Source organism: Psychrobacillus sp. NPDC096389 (assembly GCF_044762855.1).
Taxonomy (GTDB): domain Bacteria; phylum Bacillota; class Bacilli; order Bacillales_A; family Planococcaceae; genus Psychrobacillus.
The window spans coordinates 37,313-58,245 of sequence record NZ_JBIWFB010000008.1; the positions used below are offsets into that span (position 1 = coordinate 37,313).

At 36.7% G+C, this 20,933-nt stretch carries 26 protein-coding genes; 15 read left to right on the forward strand and 11 right to left on the reverse strand.

All coding sequences use genetic code 11. The features are described from left to right. Positions 1-75 precede the first annotated feature (75 nt). The gene (locus ACIQ38_RS17535) at positions 76-591 is read left to right on the forward strand and encodes a hypothetical protein (protein WP_402825951.1); all 516 of its coding nucleotides are present in this window, start codon (positions 76-78) and stop codon (positions 589-591) included. 56 nt (positions 592-647) lie between these two features. Here ACIQ38_RS17535 and ACIQ38_RS17540 read toward each other — a convergent pair whose 3' ends face one another. Next, positions 648-1,139, reverse strand: a complete 492-nt coding sequence (locus tag ACIQ38_RS17540; RefSeq protein ID WP_402825954.1) for a hypothetical protein — start codon at positions 1,137-1,139, stop codon at positions 648-650. Positions 1,140-1,387: 248 nt separating this feature from the next. On the opposite strand from ACIQ38_RS17540, the gene ACIQ38_RS17545 reads away from it, so the two are divergent. Together ACIQ38_RS17545 and ACIQ38_RS17550 are read left to right on the forward strand one after the other, a co-directional pair. Beyond that, positions 1,388-1,588: a cold-shock protein gene (locus ACIQ38_RS17545; protein WP_142539751.1), complete on the forward strand. Its 201-nt coding sequence runs from the start codon at positions 1,388-1,390 to the stop codon at positions 1,586-1,588. A 180-nt stretch (positions 1,589-1,768) separates the two neighbouring features. Continuing rightward, complete coding sequence (locus ACIQ38_RS17550) at positions 1,769-2,194, forward strand: GatB/YqeY domain-containing protein (protein ID WP_402825957.1); 426 nt, start codon at positions 1,769-1,771, stop codon at positions 2,192-2,194. Positions 2,195-2,267: 73 nt separating this feature from the next. Here the strand turns inward: ACIQ38_RS17550 and ACIQ38_RS17555 are convergent, their stop codons facing one another. Further along, complete coding sequence (locus tag ACIQ38_RS17555) at positions 2,268-2,801, reverse strand: dihydrofolate reductase family protein (RefSeq protein WP_402825960.1); 534 nt, start codon at positions 2,799-2,801, stop codon at positions 2,268-2,270. 37 nt (positions 2,802-2,838) lie between these two features. Next, positions 2,839-3,480, reverse strand: coding sequence for a TetR/AcrR family transcriptional regulator (locus ACIQ38_RS17560; RefSeq protein WP_402825963.1), 642 nt, complete (start codon positions 3,478-3,480; stop codon positions 2,839-2,841). A 112-nt stretch (positions 3,481-3,592) separates the two neighbouring features. Between ACIQ38_RS17560 and ACIQ38_RS17565 the strand changes: the two genes are divergently transcribed. After that, on the forward strand, positions 3,593-4,342 hold the full coding sequence (locus ACIQ38_RS17565) for an SDR family NAD(P)-dependent oxidoreductase (protein ID WP_402826391.1): 750 nt from the start codon (positions 3,593-3,595) through the stop codon (positions 4,340-4,342). Between the two features lie 158 nt (positions 4,343-4,500). Here the strand turns inward: ACIQ38_RS17565 and ACIQ38_RS17570 are convergent, their stop codons facing one another. Next, positions 4,501-5,301, reverse strand: a complete 801-nt coding sequence (locus ACIQ38_RS17570; protein WP_402825966.1) for a helix-turn-helix domain-containing protein — start codon at positions 5,299-5,301, stop codon at positions 4,501-4,503. 253 nt (positions 5,302-5,554) lie between these two features. Then, positions 5,555-5,881: a phosphoribosyl-ATP pyrophosphohydrolase gene (locus ACIQ38_RS17575; protein ID WP_402825969.1), complete on the reverse strand. Its 327-nt coding sequence runs from the start codon at positions 5,879-5,881 to the stop codon at positions 5,555-5,557. Between the two features lie 275 nt (positions 5,882-6,156). Between ACIQ38_RS17575 and ACIQ38_RS17580 the strand changes: the two genes are divergently transcribed. Both ACIQ38_RS17580 and ACIQ38_RS17585 read left to right on the forward strand, forming a co-directional pair. Next, positions 6,157-6,603, forward strand: a complete 447-nt coding sequence (locus tag ACIQ38_RS17580; RefSeq protein ID WP_402825972.1) for an ATP-binding protein — start codon at positions 6,157-6,159, stop codon at positions 6,601-6,603. Between the two features lie 302 nt (positions 6,604-6,905). Further along, the gene (locus ACIQ38_RS17585; RefSeq protein ID WP_402825975.1) at positions 6,906-7,637 is read left to right on the forward strand and encodes an MBL fold metallo-hydrolase; all 732 of its coding nucleotides are present in this window, start codon (positions 6,906-6,908) and stop codon (positions 7,635-7,637) included. Positions 7,638-7,695: 58 nt separating this feature from the next. Here ACIQ38_RS17585 and ACIQ38_RS17590 read toward each other — a convergent pair whose 3' ends face one another. Then, on the reverse strand, positions 7,696-8,577 hold the full coding sequence (locus ACIQ38_RS17590; RefSeq protein ID WP_402825978.1) for a LysR family transcriptional regulator: 882 nt from the start codon (positions 8,575-8,577) through the stop codon (positions 7,696-7,698). A gap of 129 nt (positions 8,578-8,706) precedes the next feature. Here ACIQ38_RS17590 and hutG point away from each other — a divergent pair, with 129 nt between their 5' ends. The 4 genes from hutG to ACIQ38_RS17610 all read left to right on the forward strand — a co-directional run bounded on the left by hutG (position 8,707) and on the right by ACIQ38_RS17610 (position 11,584). Continuing rightward, positions 8,707-9,681, forward strand: a complete 975-nt coding sequence (hutG, locus tag ACIQ38_RS17595) for a formimidoylglutamase (protein ID WP_402825981.1) — start codon at positions 8,707-8,709, stop codon at positions 9,679-9,681. Further along, positions 9,665-10,855 carry a sodium/glutamate symporter gene (gene gltS / locus ACIQ38_RS17600; protein WP_402825984.1) on the forward strand — a complete coding sequence of 397 codons (1,191 nt, stop codon included), beginning with the start codon at positions 9,665-9,667 and terminating at the stop codon, positions 10,853-10,855. The genes hutG and gltS overlap by 17 nt, the downstream gene beginning before the upstream one ends. 183 nt (positions 10,856-11,038) lie before the next feature. Further along, complete coding sequence (locus ACIQ38_RS17605) at positions 11,039-11,197, forward strand: hypothetical protein (RefSeq protein WP_402825987.1); 159 nt, start codon at positions 11,039-11,041, stop codon at positions 11,195-11,197. 141 nt (positions 11,198-11,338) lie between these two features. Then, positions 11,339-11,584: a hypothetical protein gene (locus tag ACIQ38_RS17610; protein ID WP_402825990.1), complete on the forward strand. Its 246-nt coding sequence runs from the start codon at positions 11,339-11,341 to the stop codon at positions 11,582-11,584. Between the two features lie 48 nt (positions 11,585-11,632). On the opposite strand, the gene ACIQ38_RS17615 is transcribed toward ACIQ38_RS17610, so the two are convergent. After that, on the reverse strand, positions 11,633-12,034 hold the full coding sequence (locus ACIQ38_RS17615; RefSeq protein WP_402825993.1) for a pyrimidine dimer DNA glycosylase/endonuclease V: 402 nt from the start codon (positions 12,032-12,034) through the stop codon (positions 11,633-11,635). 446 nt (positions 12,035-12,480) lie between these two features. Between ACIQ38_RS17615 and ACIQ38_RS17620 the strand changes: the two genes are divergently transcribed. Next, positions 12,481-13,896: a vWA domain-containing protein gene (locus ACIQ38_RS17620; RefSeq protein WP_402825996.1), complete on the forward strand. Its 1,416-nt coding sequence runs from the start codon at positions 12,481-12,483 to the stop codon at positions 13,894-13,896. A gap of 90 nt (positions 13,897-13,986) precedes the next feature. Here the strand turns inward: ACIQ38_RS17620 and ACIQ38_RS17625 are convergent, their stop codons facing one another. Next, positions 13,987-14,862 carry a LysR family transcriptional regulator gene (locus tag ACIQ38_RS17625; protein ID WP_402825999.1) on the reverse strand — a complete coding sequence of 292 codons (876 nt, stop codon included), beginning with the start codon at positions 14,860-14,862 and terminating at the stop codon, positions 13,987-13,989. A gap of 116 nt (positions 14,863-14,978) precedes the next feature. Here ACIQ38_RS17625 and ACIQ38_RS17630 point away from each other — a divergent pair, with 116 nt between their 5' ends. From ACIQ38_RS17630 to trhA, 3 genes are all read left to right on the forward strand, one after another. Beyond that, entirely contained in the window at positions 14,979-15,650 is a 672-nt protein-coding gene (locus ACIQ38_RS17630; protein WP_402826002.1) for a YczE/YyaS/YitT family protein, read from the forward strand. Positions 15,651-15,954: 304 nt separating this feature from the next. Then, positions 15,955-16,155, forward strand: a complete 201-nt coding sequence (locus ACIQ38_RS17635) for a cold-shock protein (protein ID WP_402826005.1) — start codon at positions 15,955-15,957, stop codon at positions 16,153-16,155. Between the two features lie 112 nt (positions 16,156-16,267). Then, positions 16,268-16,906: a PAQR family membrane homeostasis protein TrhA gene (gene trhA, locus ACIQ38_RS17640; protein ID WP_402826008.1), complete on the forward strand. Its 639-nt coding sequence runs from the start codon at positions 16,268-16,270 to the stop codon at positions 16,904-16,906. A gap of 52 nt (positions 16,907-16,958) precedes the next feature. Here trhA and ACIQ38_RS17645 read toward each other — a convergent pair whose 3' ends face one another. After that, positions 16,959-17,984 carry a FecCD family ABC transporter permease gene (locus ACIQ38_RS17645; protein WP_402826011.1) on the reverse strand — a complete coding sequence of 342 codons (1,026 nt, stop codon included), beginning with the start codon at positions 17,982-17,984 and terminating at the stop codon, positions 16,959-16,961. Next, complete coding sequence (locus ACIQ38_RS17650) at positions 17,984-19,018, reverse strand: FecCD family ABC transporter permease (RefSeq protein WP_402826014.1); 1,035 nt, start codon at positions 19,016-19,018, stop codon at positions 17,984-17,986. Before ACIQ38_RS17650 ends, ACIQ38_RS17645 begins: the two co-directional genes overlap by 1 nt. A gap of 119 nt (positions 19,019-19,137) precedes the next feature. Here ACIQ38_RS17650 and ACIQ38_RS17655 point away from each other — a divergent pair, with 119 nt between their 5' ends. Then, a complete protein-coding gene (locus ACIQ38_RS17655) occupies positions 19,138-20,139 on the forward strand; it encodes an ABC transporter substrate-binding protein (RefSeq protein WP_402826017.1) in 1,002 nt (333 codons plus the stop codon). Between the two features lie 42 nt (positions 20,140-20,181). Here the strand turns inward: ACIQ38_RS17655 and ACIQ38_RS17660 are convergent, their stop codons facing one another. After that, complete coding sequence (locus ACIQ38_RS17660; RefSeq protein WP_402826020.1) at positions 20,182-20,787, reverse strand: TetR/AcrR family transcriptional regulator; 606 nt, start codon at positions 20,785-20,787, stop codon at positions 20,182-20,184. Positions 20,788-20,933: the final 146 nt, after the last annotated feature.

Below are 20,933 nucleotides of genomic sequence, written 5' to 3' on the forward strand. Positions count from 1 at the left end.
TATGCTATAATTCCGTTACGTAGTGGCTATCCTGTAAATGGGAAGCAGGCAGGACTTTTAATTGGGGGTATTAATATGTATGATCCAACCGTTTTTGAAAATTTGAAAGTAGCCTTTGAAAATCAGGTATATGATTTAGATAATTTAGACCGTAAGATAAATATCCAAAATAGGGTAGACCAAATAGATTTATCTATCCTCACAAGAAAATTCGCGGTTCAATTTATACTTGTCGATCAACAAGCTGTTACAGCAGAAATAATTTTAAAAGCATCTTTAGAAGATTTGGCAGGGGAGATATTAGAAATTTTGGGGGGGAATGCAGGATGTTCCTTGATATTACGCTTCAATAAACGTGTTCAAAATGTGCCTGTCCAGTGTGAAAAGATTGAGCAAGCACTAAACGATATTTGGGAAAATGAAATCCAAGTAACACAAACATTGAGCTTTGTGTATAACAAGAAAGATTCCAGCTATTTAAATAAGATAGAAGTGGAGTTTGTCCAAAAAATTAACGAAGAGCATATGGAAGATATCGCCGATTTTCTCGATCATGTGTTAGAAACATTGGAAGTATTGAATGGAATTTGACCCTGTGCCAGAAACATTCCAGCTTGTTTGAATGTTTCTGACACAGGAAAAAGACACTAACACCAAACGATTATTTTATTGGGGGTAGTTTGGGCTGGTATACTTCTTGTGGTAGGTCCATATATAACAATCAGATTCCGATTTGCCGGGTTTCTTGTAAAGGCTTGCCCATTTGTTAATAATATTTGCGTATATGGTGAAATATTTAATTTTAATTGACCGTCACTACTCTCTAATTGGTTATTAAAATAGTCTACTTTTACATTTTGATAATAATTATCTTTTACCATAATAAGTGCCCGATATTGTGGTGGGAAAATAAGAGGAACAGGGGCATTTGCATCGTAATATCCGGTAATCTGGTCACCTACTGCTACCATGACATGGTCTACAAAGAAAGTAGTAGGGGATATCACGAAGTTTACGACATCTCCGTTTCTGTTAGCTACAGACATTAATGAATAACAATCTTCACCTTCGCCATTTTGTCCTATTACAAAATCATTAATCATGGTGACGGTGCCTTGAAAAGATCGAAAATTTACCATCCATTTATCTTCCTTTCTGTTTCCCTTGTTATTAATTTATGTGAGGTGATCAGCAGTGGTGAATACTTACTTAAAAACATCCAAGGTTTTGTTGGACAAATGTATAAATCTGTTATATACTTACAACAATAATTAAATTGCTTAACAGAAACAATGAATTCACATATTACAAAAAGTAATCGTGTTTGTTCGGTACTTTTTGTAATATGTGAATTTTTTATTCACTACAATTATTGGAGGTCATCTACATGACACAAGGTACAGTAAAATGGTTTAACGCAGAAAAAGGTTTTGGATTTATCGAAGTTGAAGGCGGAAACGACGTATTCGCTCACTTCTCAGCAATTCAAGGCGAAGGTTTCAAATCACTTGACGAAGGTCAAAAAGTGGAATTTGATATCGAAGACGGTCAACGTGGACCACAAGCAGTTAATATCGTAAAACTTTAATTCCTAAGAATTAAATAAATCAGAGACACTCCTTATGGGTGTCTCTTTTTGAATTCTTTTAAATAGGGCTGTTCCCATTGTATTTCTTTGCAGTAATGACTTTAAAGGCGTAAAATTACTATTATATTTATTATCAGGATGGTCTTTGAACCGTTATACAGTGGAAGGAGAGATATTAATATGATAAAAACAGCGGTATTTGAACAATTAAAACGTGCGATGAAAGAGAAGGACGTACTCGCAAAAGGAGTACTAACCCTTTTAAAATCTGCCCTAGATAGTGCGGAAAAAGAAAAAGGTTCAAGCCTTTCACCAGAAGAAGAAATTGCTATTGTGAATCGTGAAGTTAAACAAACGAACCAAGCATTAGAAGGGGCTCAAAATGCAAATCGAGACGATCTTATAGAAAAAGAAGAAGCCAAACTAGTACTACTAAAAAGCTTCTTACCAAAACAACTAAGCGAAGAAGAAATTGTAGCGATATTAACAGAAGCTGGACTTGTAAAAGGTATGAATATGGGCGATGCAATGAAAATCGCAAAACCATTACTTACTGGAAAAGCAGATGGGTCGACTATGTCCAAAGTTGTGAAAAGTCTGATATAAAAGGGGAGCAGATTCCCAAATATAAAGAGGACAAGACATGTGAAAGAGTCTCTTCACTGTCTTGTCCTTCTTGTTACTTTTTTACTTCGTAATGCAGCTCTGCAAATTGGTTAAAACGATTGATGCTCTTTAAGATAAGTTCTGTTTCAAATTCCGTTTCTTTGAACAAAGGGATTCCTTTTCCGAGTAGCACAGGAGATACGGTTATAATCAGCTCATCCACTAATTTTTCTTTGATAAACGAGTGTATTAGATCTCCACCACCCATTACCCAAATATTGTTCCCTTCTTTGTTCTTCAATTGATTGGTAAAGTCCACTACATCACCACTGAAGAATTGAACGTTTTCATTATCTTGACTGATGTTTCTGGAGAAAACATAGCATTCCTTACCCTCATAGGGGAAGCTTTCCAATTCCTGTTCTAGCAGCCAGTCGTAAGTACGTCTACCCATTATTACTGTATCTACTGTATCGTAGAAATCGGAATATCCATTATCACCTTCACCTTCGACTTTAAACAACCACTCCAAAGAGTCATCCTCTGTTGCGATATAACCATCTAAACTCGTTGCAATGAACAACATGATTTTTCTTTGATTCGTCATAAGTATCTCCTTTAGTTAGTTTCTAAAGATTCCAGCCTCAAACAGGTCGTACATAAGATAAGAGAATGTTTTTTAATAAACGTTGCTGAATATGTGGATCTATATCTTCTTCCAAAAAAGAAATAGGTGCTTTCAATACGACATTATTTACGAAAGTACCGAAAGTATTAATGATTGTTATAAGCGTTTCTTTTATAGCTAGATCAGTTCGAATGGAGCCATCTGTTTTCCCATCTTCCATAATCGGTATAAGGCTATTACTTATTTGTTTCTGAATCTCGATATAGTCATCAATGTCTGGTAATGGCTCTTTTGTAAAGGAAGCATAGCTTTCAAAAGCTTCCCTAAATTTCGAAGAGCTCCCTTTAGGAGTGTTTTGATCTTCTTCGAGCAAGTAATTTAACACGTCTTCTAACCGTTCATATGCCGTTTTAGGGGAAGAGGCAATCTGTTCAAATGCAGGAAGTATTCTTTCGAGGTTTTGAATAGCAACTGCAACAATTAGTTTATCTTTTTTGGGGAAGTACCGAAAAACGGTGGCGATTCCAACTTCTGCTTCTTTGGCTACATCTTGCATTTGGACGCTATCTAATCCACGCTGCAGAAACAAGCGCTCAGCTGCGGAAACTATATGTTGGTAACGTGTAGATTTATTTTGTTCGCGAACACTTAGTGGCATCGAATAACCTCCTTTATTTTGATTATACACCGTTTAAGTTTGCACCTGTCCATTTTTAGGAGTAAAATAAATGATAGTTAGACTATCAAAATTTGATTATGAGGTGAAGGAAATGAGATTAGCAGGAAAAGTAGCTGTAATTACAGGAGCAGGAAGCGGTATGGGAGAAGCTGAAGCACTTTTATTTGCAAAAGAGGGTGCGAAAGTTATCGTAACAGACATCAATTTTGAAGCAACAGAAGCAGTAGTTGCAAAAATCAAAGAAAATGGTGGAGAAGCGATTGCTATCAAACATAATGTTGCTTCAAAAGAAGATTGGGAAAACGTTTATAACAAAACAATCGAAGCATTTGGCAAATTAGATATTTTAGTAAACAATGCAGGAATTTCGTTGGCTACGCCATTCCTAGATCAAACCGAAGAAGAATGGGCACGTACATATGCCATCAACATCAACGGTACGATGCTCGGAATGCAACTCGCAATTCCGCATATGGAGAAAAATGAAGGTGGTTCTATCGTCAACATTTCTTCGATCTCTGCCTTAACTGGGATGGCTGGAGCAGGAGCTTACACAGCTTCTAAAGGTGCTGTCCGTTCAATCACAAAAGCAGCAGCTGTTGACTACGGTAAGAACAACATTCGTGTGAACGCCGTATACCCTGGCTATATCGTCACACCAATGAGCGCACCACATATGGAAAGCCCGGAATACAAAAACTTCTTCTTGTCTCAAATTGCACTGCCGAACCTAGGAAAAGCAGAAGAAGTAGCTACAGCTGTATTGTTCTTAGCATCAGACGAAGCAAGCCATATTACAGGTATCGAGTTACCGGTAGATGGTGGCGTTACAGCGAAATAAAAGAAAAGAGCTTGTGGGAGTGATCATGTCACTTTCGCAAGCTTTTCTATTTGTTAGTGATCATGTGTCAGCAACATTCCCGTTAATTCAAACAATCGTGATTATTTTAATTTTCCTGCTTGTTTGTGACGTAGCGAACTACCACTAAATGTTGTCCTTCATTCCTCATGTTCCTGAAAGAATTCAAATAACTCCTGTTTGCAAATCTTTTCAAAGACTCCAACAAAATATCCTGAAAGGTTGCGAATTTTTTTCTTTTTCATTGCGTGTAAAGAAATCATCAGTGCTTGATAACCAACATTCTCATAAAATTTCTGCTCTTGTGGCAATAGCTGAATACTACGATAAGTGAGGCTTCTGTAAACCCCATACAATTGGCTTACCAATTTCTGTTCTTGTCCCAATACAGCAAAAACAGCTGATTTAAATTGTTGATAGAAAGTGGGCTCTTTCTTTTCAGAAAAGTTATCCACAGAATTTACAGAGCAAACGTTATCGGTAGAATACGAACTATGAAATAATTCTTTATTAGAGATTAAAGAAATCTCGGTTTCTTTTTGCGGGGAAGTCGTCTCATCCATTGGTATTACTGGATGTGTCTCTTCTCCCCGAGCTGTCAAACTCGAGTGGTCATCGAAAGGTAAAATAACTAAAATATTAGCACCATAATCTTTGGAAACTTTGCGGATGGTAGGAATCTTTTGAATGATAGATAGCTTTTCTAATTTACGTAAAGTTCTTCTAACGGTCGCCTCTGATTTATTCGCCTCATTACAAATTGTCTCTACTTTTAAATGAGCGGCACCAGGGAACTTACATGCATATTGAGCTAGCAAAGATACCAAAGCACGATCGCTCTCATTCATCTCTGCATAATGTTTCATTATATGTTTTTCAACATGCATATCCATTTCTTGAACCGTTTTAAATGTTTGGTATGCCGTAAGATAAGTAGTCATCTCTACTGTCCTCCAATTTCGCTAATAATAAGTCGCTTGTCATTAACTAAATAGAACGATTCTGGAGGAAAGGATACATGGATTAGAAAAATATTAATTTCTTAAGAGGGAAAGTGATGCAAAAAAGAACTATGGAGGAAGCGCTAGCTTAACTCCAGATTGTATGGCGAATGCAGTTAGCTAATATATGCTAGATAGAGAGGGGGAAAGTTTTGTTAAATCCTAAAAGAAATTCGACATAGTAAAAAGTAACTTATTCATCCTCAACCTCTATTAAATATATTCCTTCCTCAAATCCACCATGTTTTTCTTTCTTAGCGATGCGGATTTTCTCTAAATCTTCATAAGTTGCATTATGAATTGGAAGTGCTGCGTGGATTAACTCTAAAATGTCGGCTAGTTCCTCTAGAGCATCTTGATGGTTGGTCGCTTCTTGGAATTCCTGTACTTCTTCATATAGCTTTTTCTTTATCTCCGTTAAGTGTTCGGAAGGATCAAGTGTGCGTGTAGTGAATTTGCTGCCTGCGTTTTCAATGACTTGTGGTATTAGGTCGCGTACTAGTTTATTGTAAATTGGCATTGGACATCCCCCTTTTTCTTTTATTATAGGGAAAGTTAGAATTATTTGAAAGAAGAATCATAGGGAAGTTGTCTTATCAGATGTCTCAGTAATTGCTGTTAAGTAACGCGTAAATTCCAAAAACTAATAAAACAGCGATGATGAAACAAACATATAAATAATAATAAGTAGTTCCCATGAGTATATATGTGATAAGGTACTCCTATTTGTTTAAGCATTGGTTGCCCAATTTGCCTGGTATATAGATCAATTTTGCTGGAAAGGAGGATATGCTTATGAAGAATAAAAGTGAAATCATGAGGATCATTCAGCAATTGGATCATCATATTGCAGATGATTTTGAGGCGCAGGACTTAGACTTTAAACAATGGAATTTTAGTGCTGTGGAGGAAAATGTCAATAAAATGATTAAGTACGCTGTTTGTATGGCGAATGGCGGCGGGGGCAGCGTTGTTTTCGGCGTGGCCGACAAAGTGCGGGGAATAGACAATGTTTTAGTAGGGATTCCATTTGATGTAGATATAGAAGAATTACAAAAAAGGATATTTGAAACTACGGATCCACCCATAACCCCTTCATTTGATGAAATATTTTATAAAGATCATACAATCCGGCTCCTGGTCATGAACGTTTTGCCGGAAAGACCGCCTTATACAACAAAAGGGGGGGCAGCAACCATAAGACAAGGAAAGGAGTGTCTGCCGTACAGGAGCAATTCGTAGGGCTATTATGATTTTACGATTGGGTAAACGGTCACTTCTATATTTACTGACTTTGATGAACTTTTGGCGTTATCCAGACGCCAATCACTAAATTCAAAGAAACACTAGAGCGACTTGCTTTAGTGTTTCTTTGTTGTAACCGGATAGATCCGGTGGGAAATCGGGACGAGTTAGGGGTAAACCGGCATTAAACGGCTCTTTTTTTATTATTGAGAAAGGTAGTAATATTTGAAAGGAGGGTTCTAGGGAGATGTTGGAGAAATTAGTTCATCAGAATCATTCAAAGAAAGAGGCGAAAACTTATGGAGTGTAGGGTGATTGGTATGTGGGGAGGATTTCCTAAAAAGAATGGTCCTTGTTCAGGATATTTAATTCAGCATGATGGGTTTTCTTTATTAATTGATTGTGGAAGTGGTGTTTTAACGGCCTTACAAAATTATATTGATTTAAATGAGATTGATCATGTCATTTTAACTCATTATCATTATGATCATTTTAGTGATATTGGTGCGTATTTGTTTTCTAGACTGGTGAATACACATTTAGGTAAAACGAAGAAAGAATTAAGTGTTTACGGACCTGAGGATGATGTGGTGAAAAAGCAGGTAGAGGATGTTGCTTATTCTCGATTCAGTTCATTTAATGAAAAGAGTCAGTTGGAAATTGGACCGTTCACTTGTACATTTAAGCGAAATATCCATCCGGTAGAAACATATAGTATAAAAATTGAATGTGACTGTAAAAGTGTAGTATTTACATCCGATACTAGCTTCACGCATGACTTAATCCCGTTTGCAGCAAACGCCGATCTCCTCATTACAGAATGCAGTTTGTATGAAGGGATGGACGGAGCAGCTTCTGGGCATATGACATCCGAGCAAGCAGGCATACTCGCACATCAATCAAATGCCAAAAAGGTGTTATTAACACATCTTCCACACTACGGGAATTTAACCGATTTAGTAGTTAGTGCGAAAAAGCTAGGGAATCCAAACATTGAATTAGCAGAGCCCGGCATGTTAATAGAAATATAAAAGCTGATAGAATGAATGCTCTTTGGAGTATTTTTTCTATCAGCTTTTTGTACCTGGTTTAACTAAAAAACAGCTTTGTTTTATTTATAAATGCATGGATGGCCGGTGATACATAGCGGTTTTTTAGATAAGTCAAATAGACAGTTCTATCCAGGGCAGGAGAATCGATACACTTTTTTACAAGTGTATTATCAGGTAGGGCTTGTAGATAGTTCTCGGGAATTAGCGAGATGCCAATACCTTCTCGTACTAGGCTTAATGCCGTTTCAAAACGCTCTATCTCATACTTTGTAGTTGGAATCGCGTCTTCCATTGCAAAAGCATTTAACACATCTTCTCTTGTTTGAAACCCCTCACTGCTAATAATAAAAGGTTCTCCTACTAGGTCCTTTAAAGTAAGGTTTGCATGATTCATCAACTGATTGCTTTCATGAAGAACTAATACTAGTTTTTCATTATACAAAGGGATTGTTTCAATATCATCCTCTTGTATAAATTGGTTAGTGATGATGGCATGTGTCTTGTAATTTCGTAACGAATTTTTTACATCATCTCCACTTAATACTTCGGTTAGTTTGATGCGTATATTAGGGAAATCATCATTGTATTGAAGAATCACCTTTGGAATCCAATGCTTTACCGATTCAATCATGCCGAGCTGTATCTCTCCGCTTCCGATGTTCTTTACATCCTCCATCTCTTTTTTTACGATATCCATCTCCAATAAAAGACGAGATGCCTTTTTATATAAAATAGTTCCAGCTTCCGTTAATTCAATATTCCTCGTATTACGGTCAAGAATTTGAAAACCTAATTCATTCTCTAGACTTTTTACTGCATTACTTAATGAAGGTTGAGAAATATGCAGTATTTGTGCTGCTTTGGAAAAGCTCTTATGGTCGACAATTGTCACAAAATAATTAAGTTGTTTTAAATCCATCCATAACACCTCTATTACTTATAGTTTAAAACTATATATTTATAGTAATTATATATTAGAATTTATAAATAGGTTAATTTATAATTGATAAAAATGTAATTTCTTCAATTTAAGAAAGGATGAATAGACTTGCTGAAAAAAGTGAAGAAGGATATTTGGTCGGGACGTACGGATCATCTGGAAGATCGAACAAGTTTCCGGTATCACCAAATCGTTGAATTAGAAAAAATGGAAGCGCTTCATTCTATAAAGGAGACTTGTGTAATTATAGGTTTTGAAAGTGAAGAAGGAGTTCGTAGAAACAAAGGTCAGCTAGGAGCGGCAAAAGCACCTGATGCATTACGATCCGAATTGGCAAAGCTCCCATGGAAGTTAGCAACTGGAAAACATCTTGCTGATATAGGGACAATTGAGTGTGTTGGAAATGATTTAGAAAAAGCGCAACAACAGCTAGGGGAAGTAGTAAATAGTGTGCTGAGTAAAAAAATGATCCCGATTATTCTTGGGGGCGGACATGAAACCGCTTACGGACATTACCTAGGAGTTCGAGAAAATATTGGGAAAGAAGCGAAGCTAGGAATTATCAACATTGACGCACACTTCGATTTGCGACCATACGATGAACAGACTTCCTCGGGTACGATGTTCAGACAAATACTTGAACAAGATGAGAACAGTAGTTACTTCGTGCTTGGAATCCAACGTTTCGGAAATACGCAAGAATTATTCAACAGGGCTGATGAACTAAATGTCCAATATATTTTAGAAGAGGATATGCACGATGGTCAGATGACCCAAGTGAAAACAGAGATAGAGAAGTTTATCCAAGAGCATGATTGGATCATGCTTACACTATGTACGGATGTACTCAATGCTGCATTTGCACCTGGTGTAAGTGCTCCATCACCATTTGGCTTGGATCCCTCCATTGTTCGTGCAATTATCAAGACAGTAACTTCTCATGAAAAAGCCTTGTCTTTTGATATTTCGGAAGTAAATCCAAGTATGGATGAAAATAATCGTACCGTTAAACTCGGAGCATATTTGACGAATGAAGCAATTACATCATTTTTAGGAGGAAGAAAGTATGACACTAGCACTTGATCAAACGACAACAATCTTTCTTTCCATAGCGCTATTAGTTTTAGGTACATACCTAGTAAAGAAGATTGGATTCTTAAATAAGTTCTGTATACCCGCTCCAGTTGTAGGGGGATTACTATTTGCATTGCTCGCTACATTAGCAAAATCTCTTGGTTTGTTTGAAATAACCTTAGATACATCCTTACAGGGATTGTTCATGCTTACCTTTTTTACTACAGTTGGCTTGGGAGCAAGTTTTAAGCTTGTAAAATTAGGTGGTAAGCTACTCGTCATTTACTGGCTAGCTTGTGGATTTTTAGCGCTTGCACAAAACACGATTGGTGTGTCTATGGCGTATTTATTTGATCTTCATCCTTTAATAGGGATGATGGCTGGCGCTGTTTCAATGGAAGGTGGACATGGTGCTGCAACTGCATTTGGACAAACAGTTGAAGATTTGGGGATTAATTCGGCACTATCTATCGGTGTAGCAGCTGCTACGTTCGGCCTTGTTGCAGGGGGACTTGTTGGAGGACCAGTTGTTAAATATCTTGTTACAAAGTATGATTTGAAATCAACGGAAACGGATGAAGTTACAGAGGTTGAAATTGAAGAGGAAGGCAAAACAATTAATACGAATACCTTTTTTACTCAACTATTCCTCATAACTTTCTGTATGGCTCTTGGAACTTACTTAGGAGGTTTGTTCTCCTCTGCAACAGGATTTGTTCTTCCAGGATACGTTGGGGCTATGTTTGTAGCAGTTATCGTGAGAAATATTGTAGATAAATTTAATCCTAAAACAGTAGATATGAAAAGTATCGGCTTAGTAAGTGATATTTCTTTGGGGATCTTCTTATCCATGGCACTAATGAGCATTAAACTTTGGGAAATAGCGGACTTGGCGCTTCCATTAATTGCAATTGTTATCGTCCAAGTTATTTTTATCATTCTTTTTGGCATCTTTGTTCTGTTCCGTCTATTAGGAAAAAATTACGATGCTGCTGTAATGGTAGCTGGTTTCACTGGTCATGGTTTAGGGGCAACACCTAATGCCATGGCGAATATGGCTGCTGTAACAGAAAGATTCGGTCCATCCAAAAAAGCATATCTAGTAGTACCAATTGTCGGAGCATTCCTCATTGATGTGTTTGCAATGCCTATTATTATTACGACAATTAACTTATTCCAATAAACGATAATAATCCCTTGTTCATATTGTTGAACAAGGGATTATTATCGTCCCTGTGTAAGAAGGTAAAATACTAGCTATTTGTAATAACCCCCGCTCGAGTCTTTCAGTTTCTAAAGAAAAATGTTAGAAATGAATATTTTAGGGAAAAGTAATGTTGAAACAAATATTAGGGAGGTGAATGTAATGACAAAAGAACCGAATCATAAAAAGGAATCCTCCAATCCAAAAGATGAAACAGTTGAACAAGGCAAGCCCAATGAGTTAAGTGACAAACAGAAAGAAGAACTTCAGGTGAAAGATGGTCAAAATAATCACCATGTGGATGAACGTGGTGGAAATTAAGATTAGAAACTTAAGGATGAAAATCGTGATTCCATATGGGGTTACGATTTTTTTCAATAAAATTCTCTTTTTGGGAAAACCTACTGTAACCTAAGCATGTGATAAAAAAATATAAAATTAGTCGAAAAAGGAGTGATACTTATGGCAATTTGTCCTTTATGTAACTCATTAAAAGAATTAGATATCTCTTGCCCAACATGTAATACACGATTAGAGGATACGGGAAAGGTATCTGATTACTTAGATCCTTATGGACATTACAATGATGAAGAAACGGTGAAAATGGGTGATGGTTATCAAAATACAGCTAAAAATAAGATTTGTCCTCATTTAATGGTTTGTAAGAATTGTGGATATGAGAAGGTGAAATTCATACAAGAAGAATAGATTATATAAAGAAACACGCGTATATGAATGGTTTCTTTCCCTTAAATGTTATTTTCCTTTCTCCACTTCATACATTTTAGTTAAAGTCTCATAACGCGCTGCATCAAAATCTTTCTGCCCGCGCATAAATTTTTCTTTTAGATTAAAATAACATATCTCGATATATTCCTCGTTATGATGATGAATGAACGGATGGGTCACCTTTTCAAAAGGTCCATCTGCAAAATATCTCTCCATTTTATCTAATGTTCGAATATTAATATTACGTGCACGCATTTCACGCAGAACAAGTTTCGTGTAGGCAAACAAATCATCTTTCGGATAGTCATAAATATAATTAATCAAAATATGGCGGTCGTCCTTCGCGAAAATACTATTTAACTCACGCCACTGTGCTAAGAGCTGTGATTTCGGCAAAACGCTGAGTAAACTTTGGTGCCATAAACGCAAAAAAATCCTCTCCTGTTCATAACAATTTCCAGTCTTGATTTAGTCAATGAATCATCTTAACTTTCCTATTACAACAAAATTAAATGCATAATAAGGGATTATTTCAATATTTGCCAATAAAAGAACCACATAAACTTGCGAAAATCTGCTATCGCTTCTCATAATGATCTTATCCATTTTACTATTCAAAGTAGAAATAATAAATTAGATCGGTATATTAAACGTTGACGTAATCGTCGATGTTTATTTCATCTGCAAGGGATTGTTGTTTTTCAGTAAGGGAAGTGAATTTTAGACATATAGGTAAACAATATGCCTTGCATGTGCTTTCTTACACCTCAGATGCTTTCTCTATCATAACAAGAGGAAAAATTATGTTCATTTTCATTGAAACATATATTACTTACATACGTATAGAAACTAATGGCATTAAAGGAGGTCTATCTATGTTTAGGTATATTATTCCAATAACGTTACTCACATTGCTAGTTTCAGGCTGTAGTGGGAACGAAGAAGCAGAGGTAACAAAGCAAGCCGAGGAGAATGCGGTAGAAGAAAAACAGACGGTGGAGAAAACTGACACAAAAGAAGTTGATCTTAGTGAAATCATCCAAGCGGTAATTCCTACAACGTTAGAAGAGTGGAAGGATGTGGAGCCGGGATTATTTGCGCTTGATTACACTTTAGAGCATGAAACTTCTAGTTGGCCACAGGAAACTAGGGAGCTAAGCGAAGAGGAAAAGAAAGAGCTAGAAAGTGTGATAGCAGCAACGGGTGATACAGATACAATGTTTAAGGCTTTAAGGTATTACTTTGGAAGTAAAGTATATACGGATTTGTTAGATCAGCAGATTAATTATGCGGCAGTTATGAACGAGCCATATTTGCCAAAACCGACGAAGGAGTTTGGAGCAAATGGTAACGGCGAAGAGGTTGTTCCGACAAAAGCTTTTCTATTGTTGGATGCCAGTTCGAGTATGTTGCTCTCGGTAGATGGTAAGCAAAAAATGGGTATTGCTAAAATTGCAGTTAAGCGATTTGCGAAAACACTTGGAGAGGAAAATGAAGTATCGCTCTATGTGTATGGACACGCTGGAACCCAGGAAAATAAGGACAAAGAACTGTCATGTACGAAAATAGATGAAGTATATCCATTACAAAATTATAACGAAAAAGAGTTTGATACTACGGTAGATGAAGTAGCTGCTAAAGGATGGACACCACTTGCCGCTGCTATTGAGACGGCTCATGAAGCTAGCAAGGACGTGGAAGGACCAATAACAGTTTATATCGTTAGTGATGGAGCAGAAACCTGTGATGGAGACCCAGTTAAAGCAGCAGAAGAATTTGCACAGAATAACGAAAATCGTAAAGTGAATATTATTGGATTTAATGTGGATCAAAAAGGAGAAGACCAGTTAAAAGCAGTAGCCGAAGCAGGGAATGGGGAGTACATTTCTGCTGACAACAGCGAAGAGCTAAATAATAGTATTGCAGAAAAGTGGGTAATCCCAAGTTTGATAGATACACTTCATATCCGACTATCAGGACCAAATGGTTTTGCGGTTTCAAACGCAAAATATTCAATAGGGCAACTGTCCATGAAACTTAGTAATGCAGTCAATATAGAAAGTAGCCGCTTTAGAGAAATGATTAAAGTTTTAGTTTCAGAAGAGCTGATTACCTCTGAACAGGAAGAAGAACTTACCGAGAAGGTCGATCAACATAAAGGACAACTAAAAGCTATCAATACACAACTAAGAGATGAGAAAAACAAAGAGGTCGATGATGAGTATGAGCGGATCCATCAAAACATTGACGCTTGGGCGCAAGAAATAGAAAAAATTAGAGCAGAGCAATAAGTCAAACCCTATGCAGCATACTATCGTTGAATAGTGTGTAGCATTGGGATTTTTTGGATGGCAGATTACTTTTCTCTGCTCTATTGGGCACTAATCTACAATATCCCAAAATTGAGCCACTACTTTTGAGGTAGGGGCATCTTTTAATTTTAAGATGACAGGCTCCACATTATGGCTAAACTGTTTCAATTCGAATAGCGTTAGATTTTCTAAAAAGGACGATGCGTAATCCATTCTGGGAATAATGGATACTCCTAAACCTTTACTGACAAGGGATGTCACCATAGATATATCCTTGCATTCAATGATAATATTTGGTTCTATATGATGTTTTTCAAACGCACTCTGTATTTCTTCGTGGAAAGAATGTCCTTCCATTGCAGCCAACAGGATAAAAGGTAATTTGGCGATTTGTTTAAATGTTACGTATGGGTTTGAAAATGGCATGGACCAGCTAGTCGGAACTATAACGACATACGGTTGTTTTTTTAATAGTTTCATCTCATAGTGTTCGCTACTACTTAGACGTAAAAGAAATGCTAAATCTATTTCTCTTTGTTCGAGTCTTTTTAACAATTCTTCTGAGTTGCCGTTAATAATATTGATTTTGACGTTTGGAAATTGTGTTCGATAAATACTAATGTAGTCGATCAGCATATTGGAGCATGCAGAAGAAACACCAATACGTATAGTTCCTGCTTTACCTTGTTCGATTTCCTGAATTCTTTGCTTCACATCCTGCATTTGCAAAATCATTTGCTCCGCATATTGATACAATATCTCACCTGTTTCCGTCAGTTCCCATTTTTTACGATACCGATGGATTAAAGTCGTGCCAAGCTCTGTCTCTAGTTTTTTTAAAAGCTGACTGAGAGGTGGCTGTGCGATATGAAGTGCTTCTGCAGCTTTAGAAATACTGGACTGTTTAACTATTTCTCTAAAGTAATGTAATTGACGGATATCCATTTATGCAGCTCCATTATATGTTTTTTCATATGAATAGTTTATCATATATATATTTTTCATATCTCAAATACGATGTTATGATTATTAAGAAATTAAAAAAAGGAAGCGAAGTATTTATGAATCATAAAAATGTTACAATGAAGCGCCTCGCCTTATACGTGGGTGGCTTATTTTTTTTGACGCTTGGTATTAGTTTGTCCATTCAAGCTGGACTTGGTGTATCGCCAGTTTCTTCTTTGGCATATGCCCTGCTGTTAACATCAGGCTTATCAATTGGTATTACTACAGTAATTGCAAATGTTTTTTTTATTATCGTTCAAGCCATATTAAATAGACGTATTGATTTAAAAGATTTTATACTTCAATTAATTATATCGTTTCTATTTGGATTCTTTATGAACGCTACTCTAATGCTCGTACGGTTATTACCGGCACCTGAATCTATCGTATTACGCTGTATGTATTTAGTGATTAGCTTGTTCGTTGTATCAGTTGGATTAATCGGTTATTTCACAGCAAAACTTCCACTAATGCCATATGATGCCTTAACGTATGTTGTGAGCGAAAGATTTAAACTAAAATTTAGTAAAGCAAAAATTACGAGCGATTTACTAAATGTTTGTATCGCAGCGACACTCGGTTTGGTTTTCATACAGTCTTTTGGATCGATTGGAGTCGGGACGCTAGTAGCGGCTTATTTTATTGGGAAAATTTTAGGGTGGATGATATTGCGCTATCAAAAATCTTTACAGCAATGGATATATCAAGATGGAAAAGTGATTGTTTAAGTGGAAAATAATATGAAATAAGCAAACAGGCACAGTATCGTTTAGTGCTTGTTTTTTTTACATTCTACCTATATAGGTGGTAATAATATTTTCCTTATTATTGGTTAAATCCTAGCTCTATAATTTAAAAGTATTGTAAAATATTCTATTGGACAAGTGTTGAAAAATAATGTATATTTAGAATAATAATTAAATTGCTTAACAGAAACAATGAATTCACATATTACAAAAAGTAATCGTGATTATTCGCTACTTTTTGTAATATGTGAATTTTTTATTCATCACAATTTTGGAGGTCTTTTAAATGACACAAGGTACAGTAAAATGGTTTAACGCAGAAAAAGGTTTTGGATTTATCGAAGTTGAAGGCGGAAACGATGTATTCGCTCACTTCTCAGCAATTCAAGGCGAAGGTTTCAAATCACTTGACGAAGGTCAAAAAGTGGAATTTGATATCGAAGACGGTCAACGTGGACCACAAGCAGCTAATATCGTAAAACTTTAATTCTAAAGAATGAAGTAAATGGGAGATACTCTTTATGGGTGTCTCTTTTTTGATTTGTTTTTAAACATGGTAACATAAGCATATAAAAATCATCAGATAGGGATGAACCAAGATGAGTAATACACATATATTTTCCAAGCGTGAAGAGATTGCCAATGCAATTATTCACGGAATTGGAGCTCTTTTAAGTATTGCAGCCCTTGTTATTTTGATTGTGTCTTCTGTGACACAAGGAACAGCGTGGCATGTAGTGAGTTTTACCTTGTTTGGAGTGACGATGGTGTTGTTATATACATCTTCCACACTCGTTCATGGGTTTCCAGCGGGGCGAGCGAAAGATGTATTTGAGATAATGGATCACTCGGCCATATACTTTTTTATCGCGGGTACATATACTCCGTTTTTGTTCCTTGCAGTAAAAGGGGCACTTGGTTGGGCTTTGTTTGGAATTGTGTGGGGGCTTGCGTTTGCTGGTACGGTATTTAAAGCATATTTTGTGAAGCGCTTTTTACATACGTCAACGTTATTATATGTGGTGATGGGTTGGATGATGGTATTTGCATGGAAACCACTTCTAGCAAATGTACCAACTCAAGGTCTAATTTATCTAGCTGTGGGTGGTGTACTCTATACAGTAGGTGCCGTTTTTTATGTATGGCGCGGATTTACGTATCATCATGCGGTTTGGCATATTTTTGTACTTGCAGCATCCATCTTGCATTTCTTTGCAGTGATGACTTTGTTGACATAAACTTACAAACGCAACAGCGAAAAAAGGAGAGTGCCTAGCGCTCTCCTTTTTGTTATACACTTTTCAAAAGCAAATAGATAAAATAAGGTGCTCCTAAAATCGAAACGACAATCCCTACTGGTAATTCCATTGGAGCAAAAATGACGCGACCTAATGTATCTGCTAATAGCAATAGCAGAGCACCAAGTAAAGCAGTCAACGGCAATAACTTCGCATGTCTGGCACCAACTAAGCGTCTAGCGATATGCGGGGCAATCAATCCTAAGAAAGTGATGCCTCCTCCTACTGATACACAGGCACCAGCCAATGCTACAGAAATAAATAAAAGAAATCGTCTTTCTCTTTCAATATTCGCTCCAACTGCTATAGCAATAGAATCTCCTAATTTCAATACGTCTAGCACGCGAGATTTATAAATAGCTATAGGTATAAGAACGACGAGCCATAATAGTAAAGTCCACACAAAAGTCCAGTTCGTACCCCAAATAGTTCCGGAAAGCCAGATGATTGCTTTCATAAAATTGATAGGCTCCATCTTCATCTGGAATATGATGAGCCCAGCTCCAAATGCCGCATTGATACCAATACCGACGAGCAGTAAACGGGTTGGTGTTACTCGTCCATGCTTCCAAGATAATGTATAAATAAGAAAAGCAGCTAAAAATGCACCGCATAATGCAGCAAGCGGCATAACAAATATAGACAACCATCCTGCGAAAAATGCTGTGCCTTGAAAGAAAAACATATACAGTACAATGGCAAATCCTGCACCAGCATTGATACCCAGAATTCCGGGATCTGCTAGTGGGTTTTGTGAAATACCTTGTAAAATGGCTCCTGATATTGCAATTCCCATCCCTACTAGTAAAGCCATAAAAATTCTTGGTAAGCGAAAGTCAAAAATAGTTAGTTCATTTGAAGGCGTTCCATTTCCTAATAATGTTGCAACAACCTCACTTAAAGGGATCTTAATATAACCTGCATTTATACTTATGAGAATAGAGACTATAATTAAGACGAATAGAGTTATAAGAAGTGATTTATATTTTTTCTCGTTTGTTGATAATAAGTTCTGCATTATAATCCTCTCCCTTCTTTACGTGCTAGGTAGAGGAAGAACGGTACCCCGATGATCGCAGTGACAGCCCCTACTGGTGTTTCGAAAGGAGCATTGATCATCCGACCAATCATATCCGCTACGATCAGTAAAAGCCCCCCTAAAACTGCAGAACAAGGAATAATCCATCTATAATCGACGCCGACGATAAACCTCGTAATATGAGGTACTACTAACCCGACAAATCCAATCATCCCAGCTATAGACACTGCGGCACCTGTTAGAAGTAATACAACAATCGTACCTAAAAACCGAATAACTCCTGTCCGTTGACCAAGTCCTCTAGCAATTTCTTCCCCTAAACTTAGTACGGAAATAGATCGAGAAAGAACTAAAGCTAAAATAATCCCTGCAATGATAAAGGGTAGTGCAAAGATAATATGTTGCGGCTGTACACTAGATACTCCGCCTGCATACCAATAACTAATATCTTTTGACACATTAAATTTAATCCCAATAGCAGTAGACAATGAACTAAGCAGTGATGTAATAGCAGAACCTGCTAGCGCCAGCTTAACAGTCGTCATTCCGCCTTTGGCCATTGCAGTGATCCCAAATACTAAAGCAGCACCCAAGCCTGCACCGACAAAAGAAAACATCATTAATCCTAAATACGTAACACTTGGTACAACTGCTAAAGCAATCGCAATTAAGAATGAAGATCCTGCTGTTACTCCCATGATAGAAGGGGATGCAAGTGGATTTCTTGTCATTCCTTGCATAATAGCACCAGATATAGCGAGCGCTGCCCCTACGAAAATAGCTGCAATTGCTCGAGGCAACCTCAATTCTCGAATGATAATATGTGATGAGTTTTCCTTGTCAAAATGAAAAAGTGCATCCCAAACAATTTGAGCACTTTGATTTGTTGCGCCAAGATTTATAGATAGGACGACACTTAATATTAATAGAATAATGCCAACAATAATGATTGTCATGCTCATGAAAGGATGTTTATTGTTCTGAAAAGGTTCCTTCTCTACATTTGTCTTCATATGTATGTTAATCTCCAATATTAAAAATATTAGTTGACAATTTCGGCTTTGTGTATTTTAATTGAAACCGAGAATCATTATCAACGCAAATAGTATAGCATATTTTTAGGAGGATTTATATGTTCAGTATATTAAATAAAAAGAAATCATTACAATTAGTGGGAGTAGGAATGTTAGCGCTAACACTTGCTGCTTGTGGAGAAGAAAAAACAAGTGAAGAACCGACTTCAACAGAGCAAACTGAACAACAGTCAACTGACACAGGGGAAGCAGAAGTATCTACGCGTACAGTCACAGATGCAATGGGTAACGAAGTAGATATACCAACTAATCCTGAACGTGTACTTGCTACATATTTGGAAGATAACTTAGTTGCACTTGGTATTAAACCAGTGGCACAGTGGAGTGTAAAAGATGGAGCTAGTATACAAGGGTATTTACAAAAAGAATTAGAAGGTATCCCTACAATTCCGCATGATTTACCATTTGAAGCTGTTCAAGAAGTAGCACCAGATTTGATCATTATGGATTCTGCAACCATGGTGGAAGGTGGAAAATACGAGCAGTATAGCAAGATCGCACCGACCTACGTAATTGGTACAGAAATGAATAATGATTGGCGTGACGAATTACTTCGTGTTGGAGAAGTATTTGATAAAAAAGAGGAAGCACAAAAAGCACTAGATAACTACGATGCAAAAGCTGCAGCAGCAAAAGAAACGATTGAAAAGGAAGTTGGTAATCCTTCCGTAGCTGCTATTTGGTTAGTAGGAGGCAAGTTCTTTATCGTAAGTGAAACTCTTTCTAGTGGAGCCGTAATGTATGGTGATTTAGGATTAAAAGTACCTGATGTAGTGAAAGAAATATCAGCAAGTGCTACTGGAAACTGGAGTGAAATTTCTTTAGAGAAACTGGTAGAGTTGGATGCGGAGTATTTATTCCTAATCGATAGTGATAAGGAAAGTGGTTCGGCAGCTTTGAGCGAGGCATTATGGAATAGTGTTCCTGCTGTAAAAGCGGGCAATGTATATGAGTTTTCACCAGATGAAAGTTGGTTATACACTGGTGCTATTGCAAATAGTCAAATGATCGATAACATTTTAAAAAGCATTGTGAAATAATTAAAAATAAAAGCTGCTTCCCATTTTAGTTGGGAGCAGTTTTTATTTTTGTATCCCCCTAAGTATAGCCTTCGTAAATTTTCTACTCTCTTCTAAAAGATCATAGCCACCTTCGAATAATTGCCAGTCATATAATGTTCCTCTCATACAGCGGGTGATGAGCATTGTCACTTCATTCGAAGTAAGATCCATCGTTACTTCCTTGTTTTCTTGTGCTTCTGTAACTAATGATTGAATAATCTTGTATAGCTTTCGATCGGTATTCGTGAAAAAGTTGTTTTCAGCTTGCATGAGACCACTCATGTAGACTGTCCGCATAAGATCTTTTCCTAGTTCATCTCGTAAGTAAATCATTTGAGATTCAATTAGACGGAGAATTTTCTCTTGAAAATTTAACTCTTTAGAGAGTGCTTCAAAAAAATCTGCATAGAAATCGTCTATTTCTTTGAATTTCTCTAGAAAAACATCATATTTAGAGGGGAAGTATACATAAAAAGCTCCTTTGGATACGCCAGATTTTTTTACAATTTCATCTACTGTGACACGGTCAAATCCTTCTTTGCTGAATAGTTCCAAAGCGGTTTCCAGTATTTTTTTCTTCGTTTGTAATGCTTGTTTTTGTCTGGGGGTTAATTGTTCCGTTAACAATTGATTCTTCACATCCTTAGTTAATAGTATAAAATAAACATAATATTCTTAAAAGACAGAAAATTTATTGACATAAGAAAAAGGTTAATTTAATATAATGACTATAGTCAATGACTGTAGTCATTTATTTCTATTATAACTAAATG

Bases quoted from the DNA above. Each gene is read 5' to 3' on its own strand.
- trhA (WP_402826008.1), top strand. From the start codon at position 16,268: ATGAGTAATACACATATATTTTCCAAGCGTGAAGAGATTGCCAATGCA.
- gltS (WP_402825984.1), top strand. From the start codon at position 9,665: ATGACACTAGCACTTGATCAAACGACAACAATCTTTCTTTCCATAGCG.
- ACIQ38_RS17575 (WP_402825969.1), bottom strand. From the start codon at position 5,881: ATGCCAATTTACAATAAACTAGTACGCGACCTAATACCACAAGTCATT.
- ACIQ38_RS17620 (WP_402825996.1), top strand. From the start codon at position 12,481: ATGTTTAGGTATATTATTCCAATAACGTTACTCACATTGCTAGTTTCA.
- ACIQ38_RS17535 (WP_402825951.1), top strand. From the start codon at position 76: ATGTATGATCCAACCGTTTTTGAAAATTTGAAAGTAGCCTTTGAAAAT.
- ACIQ38_RS17545 (WP_142539751.1), top strand. From the start codon at position 1,388: ATGACACAAGGTACAGTAAAATGGTTTAACGCAGAAAAAGGTTTTGGA.
- ACIQ38_RS17650 (WP_402826014.1), bottom strand. From the start codon at position 19,018: ATGAAGACAAATGTAGAGAAGGAACCTTTTCAGAACAATAAACATCCT.
- ACIQ38_RS17610 (WP_402825990.1), top strand. From the start codon at position 11,339: ATGGCAATTTGTCCTTTATGTAACTCATTAAAAGAATTAGATATCTCT.
- ACIQ38_RS17655 (WP_402826017.1), top strand. From the start codon at position 19,138: ATGTTCAGTATATTAAATAAAAAGAAATCATTACAATTAGTGGGAGTA.
- ACIQ38_RS17635 (WP_402826005.1), top strand. From the start codon at position 15,955: ATGACACAAGGTACAGTAAAATGGTTTAACGCAGAAAAAGGTTTTGGA.
- ACIQ38_RS17555 (WP_402825960.1), bottom strand. From the start codon at position 2,801: ATGACGAATCAAAGAAAAATCATGTTGTTCATTGCAACGAGTTTAGAT.
- ACIQ38_RS17560 (WP_402825963.1), bottom strand. From the start codon at position 3,480: ATGCCACTAAGTGTTCGCGAACAAAATAAATCTACACGTTACCAACAT.
- ACIQ38_RS17630 (WP_402826002.1), top strand. From the start codon at position 14,979: ATGAATCATAAAAATGTTACAATGAAGCGCCTCGCCTTATACGTGGGT.
- ACIQ38_RS17570 (WP_402825966.1), bottom strand. From the start codon at position 5,301: ATGACTACTTATCTTACGGCATACCAAACATTTAAAACGGTTCAAGAA.
- ACIQ38_RS17645 (WP_402826011.1), bottom strand. From the start codon at position 17,984: ATGCAGAACTTATTATCAACAAACGAGAAAAAATATAAATCACTTCTT.
- ACIQ38_RS17580 (WP_402825972.1), top strand. From the start codon at position 6,157: ATGAAGAATAAAAGTGAAATCATGAGGATCATTCAGCAATTGGATCAT.
- ACIQ38_RS17550 (WP_402825957.1), top strand. From the start codon at position 1,769: ATGATAAAAACAGCGGTATTTGAACAATTAAAACGTGCGATGAAAGAG.
- ACIQ38_RS17540 (WP_402825954.1), bottom strand. From the start codon at position 1,139: ATGGTAAATTTTCGATCTTTTCAAGGCACCGTCACCATGATTAATGAT.
- ACIQ38_RS17565 (WP_402826391.1), top strand. From the start codon at position 3,593: ATGAGATTAGCAGGAAAAGTAGCTGTAATTACAGGAGCAGGAAGCGGT.
- ACIQ38_RS17625 (WP_402825999.1), bottom strand. From the start codon at position 14,862: ATGGATATCCGTCAATTACATTACTTTAGAGAAATAGTTAAACAGTCC.
- ACIQ38_RS17585 (WP_402825975.1), top strand. From the start codon at position 6,906: ATGGAGTGTAGGGTGATTGGTATGTGGGGAGGATTTCCTAAAAAGAAT.
- ACIQ38_RS17605 (WP_402825987.1), top strand. From the start codon at position 11,039: ATGACAAAAGAACCGAATCATAAAAAGGAATCCTCCAATCCAAAAGAT.
- ACIQ38_RS17590 (WP_402825978.1), bottom strand. From the start codon at position 8,577: ATGGATTTAAAACAACTTAATTATTTTGTGACAATTGTCGACCATAAG.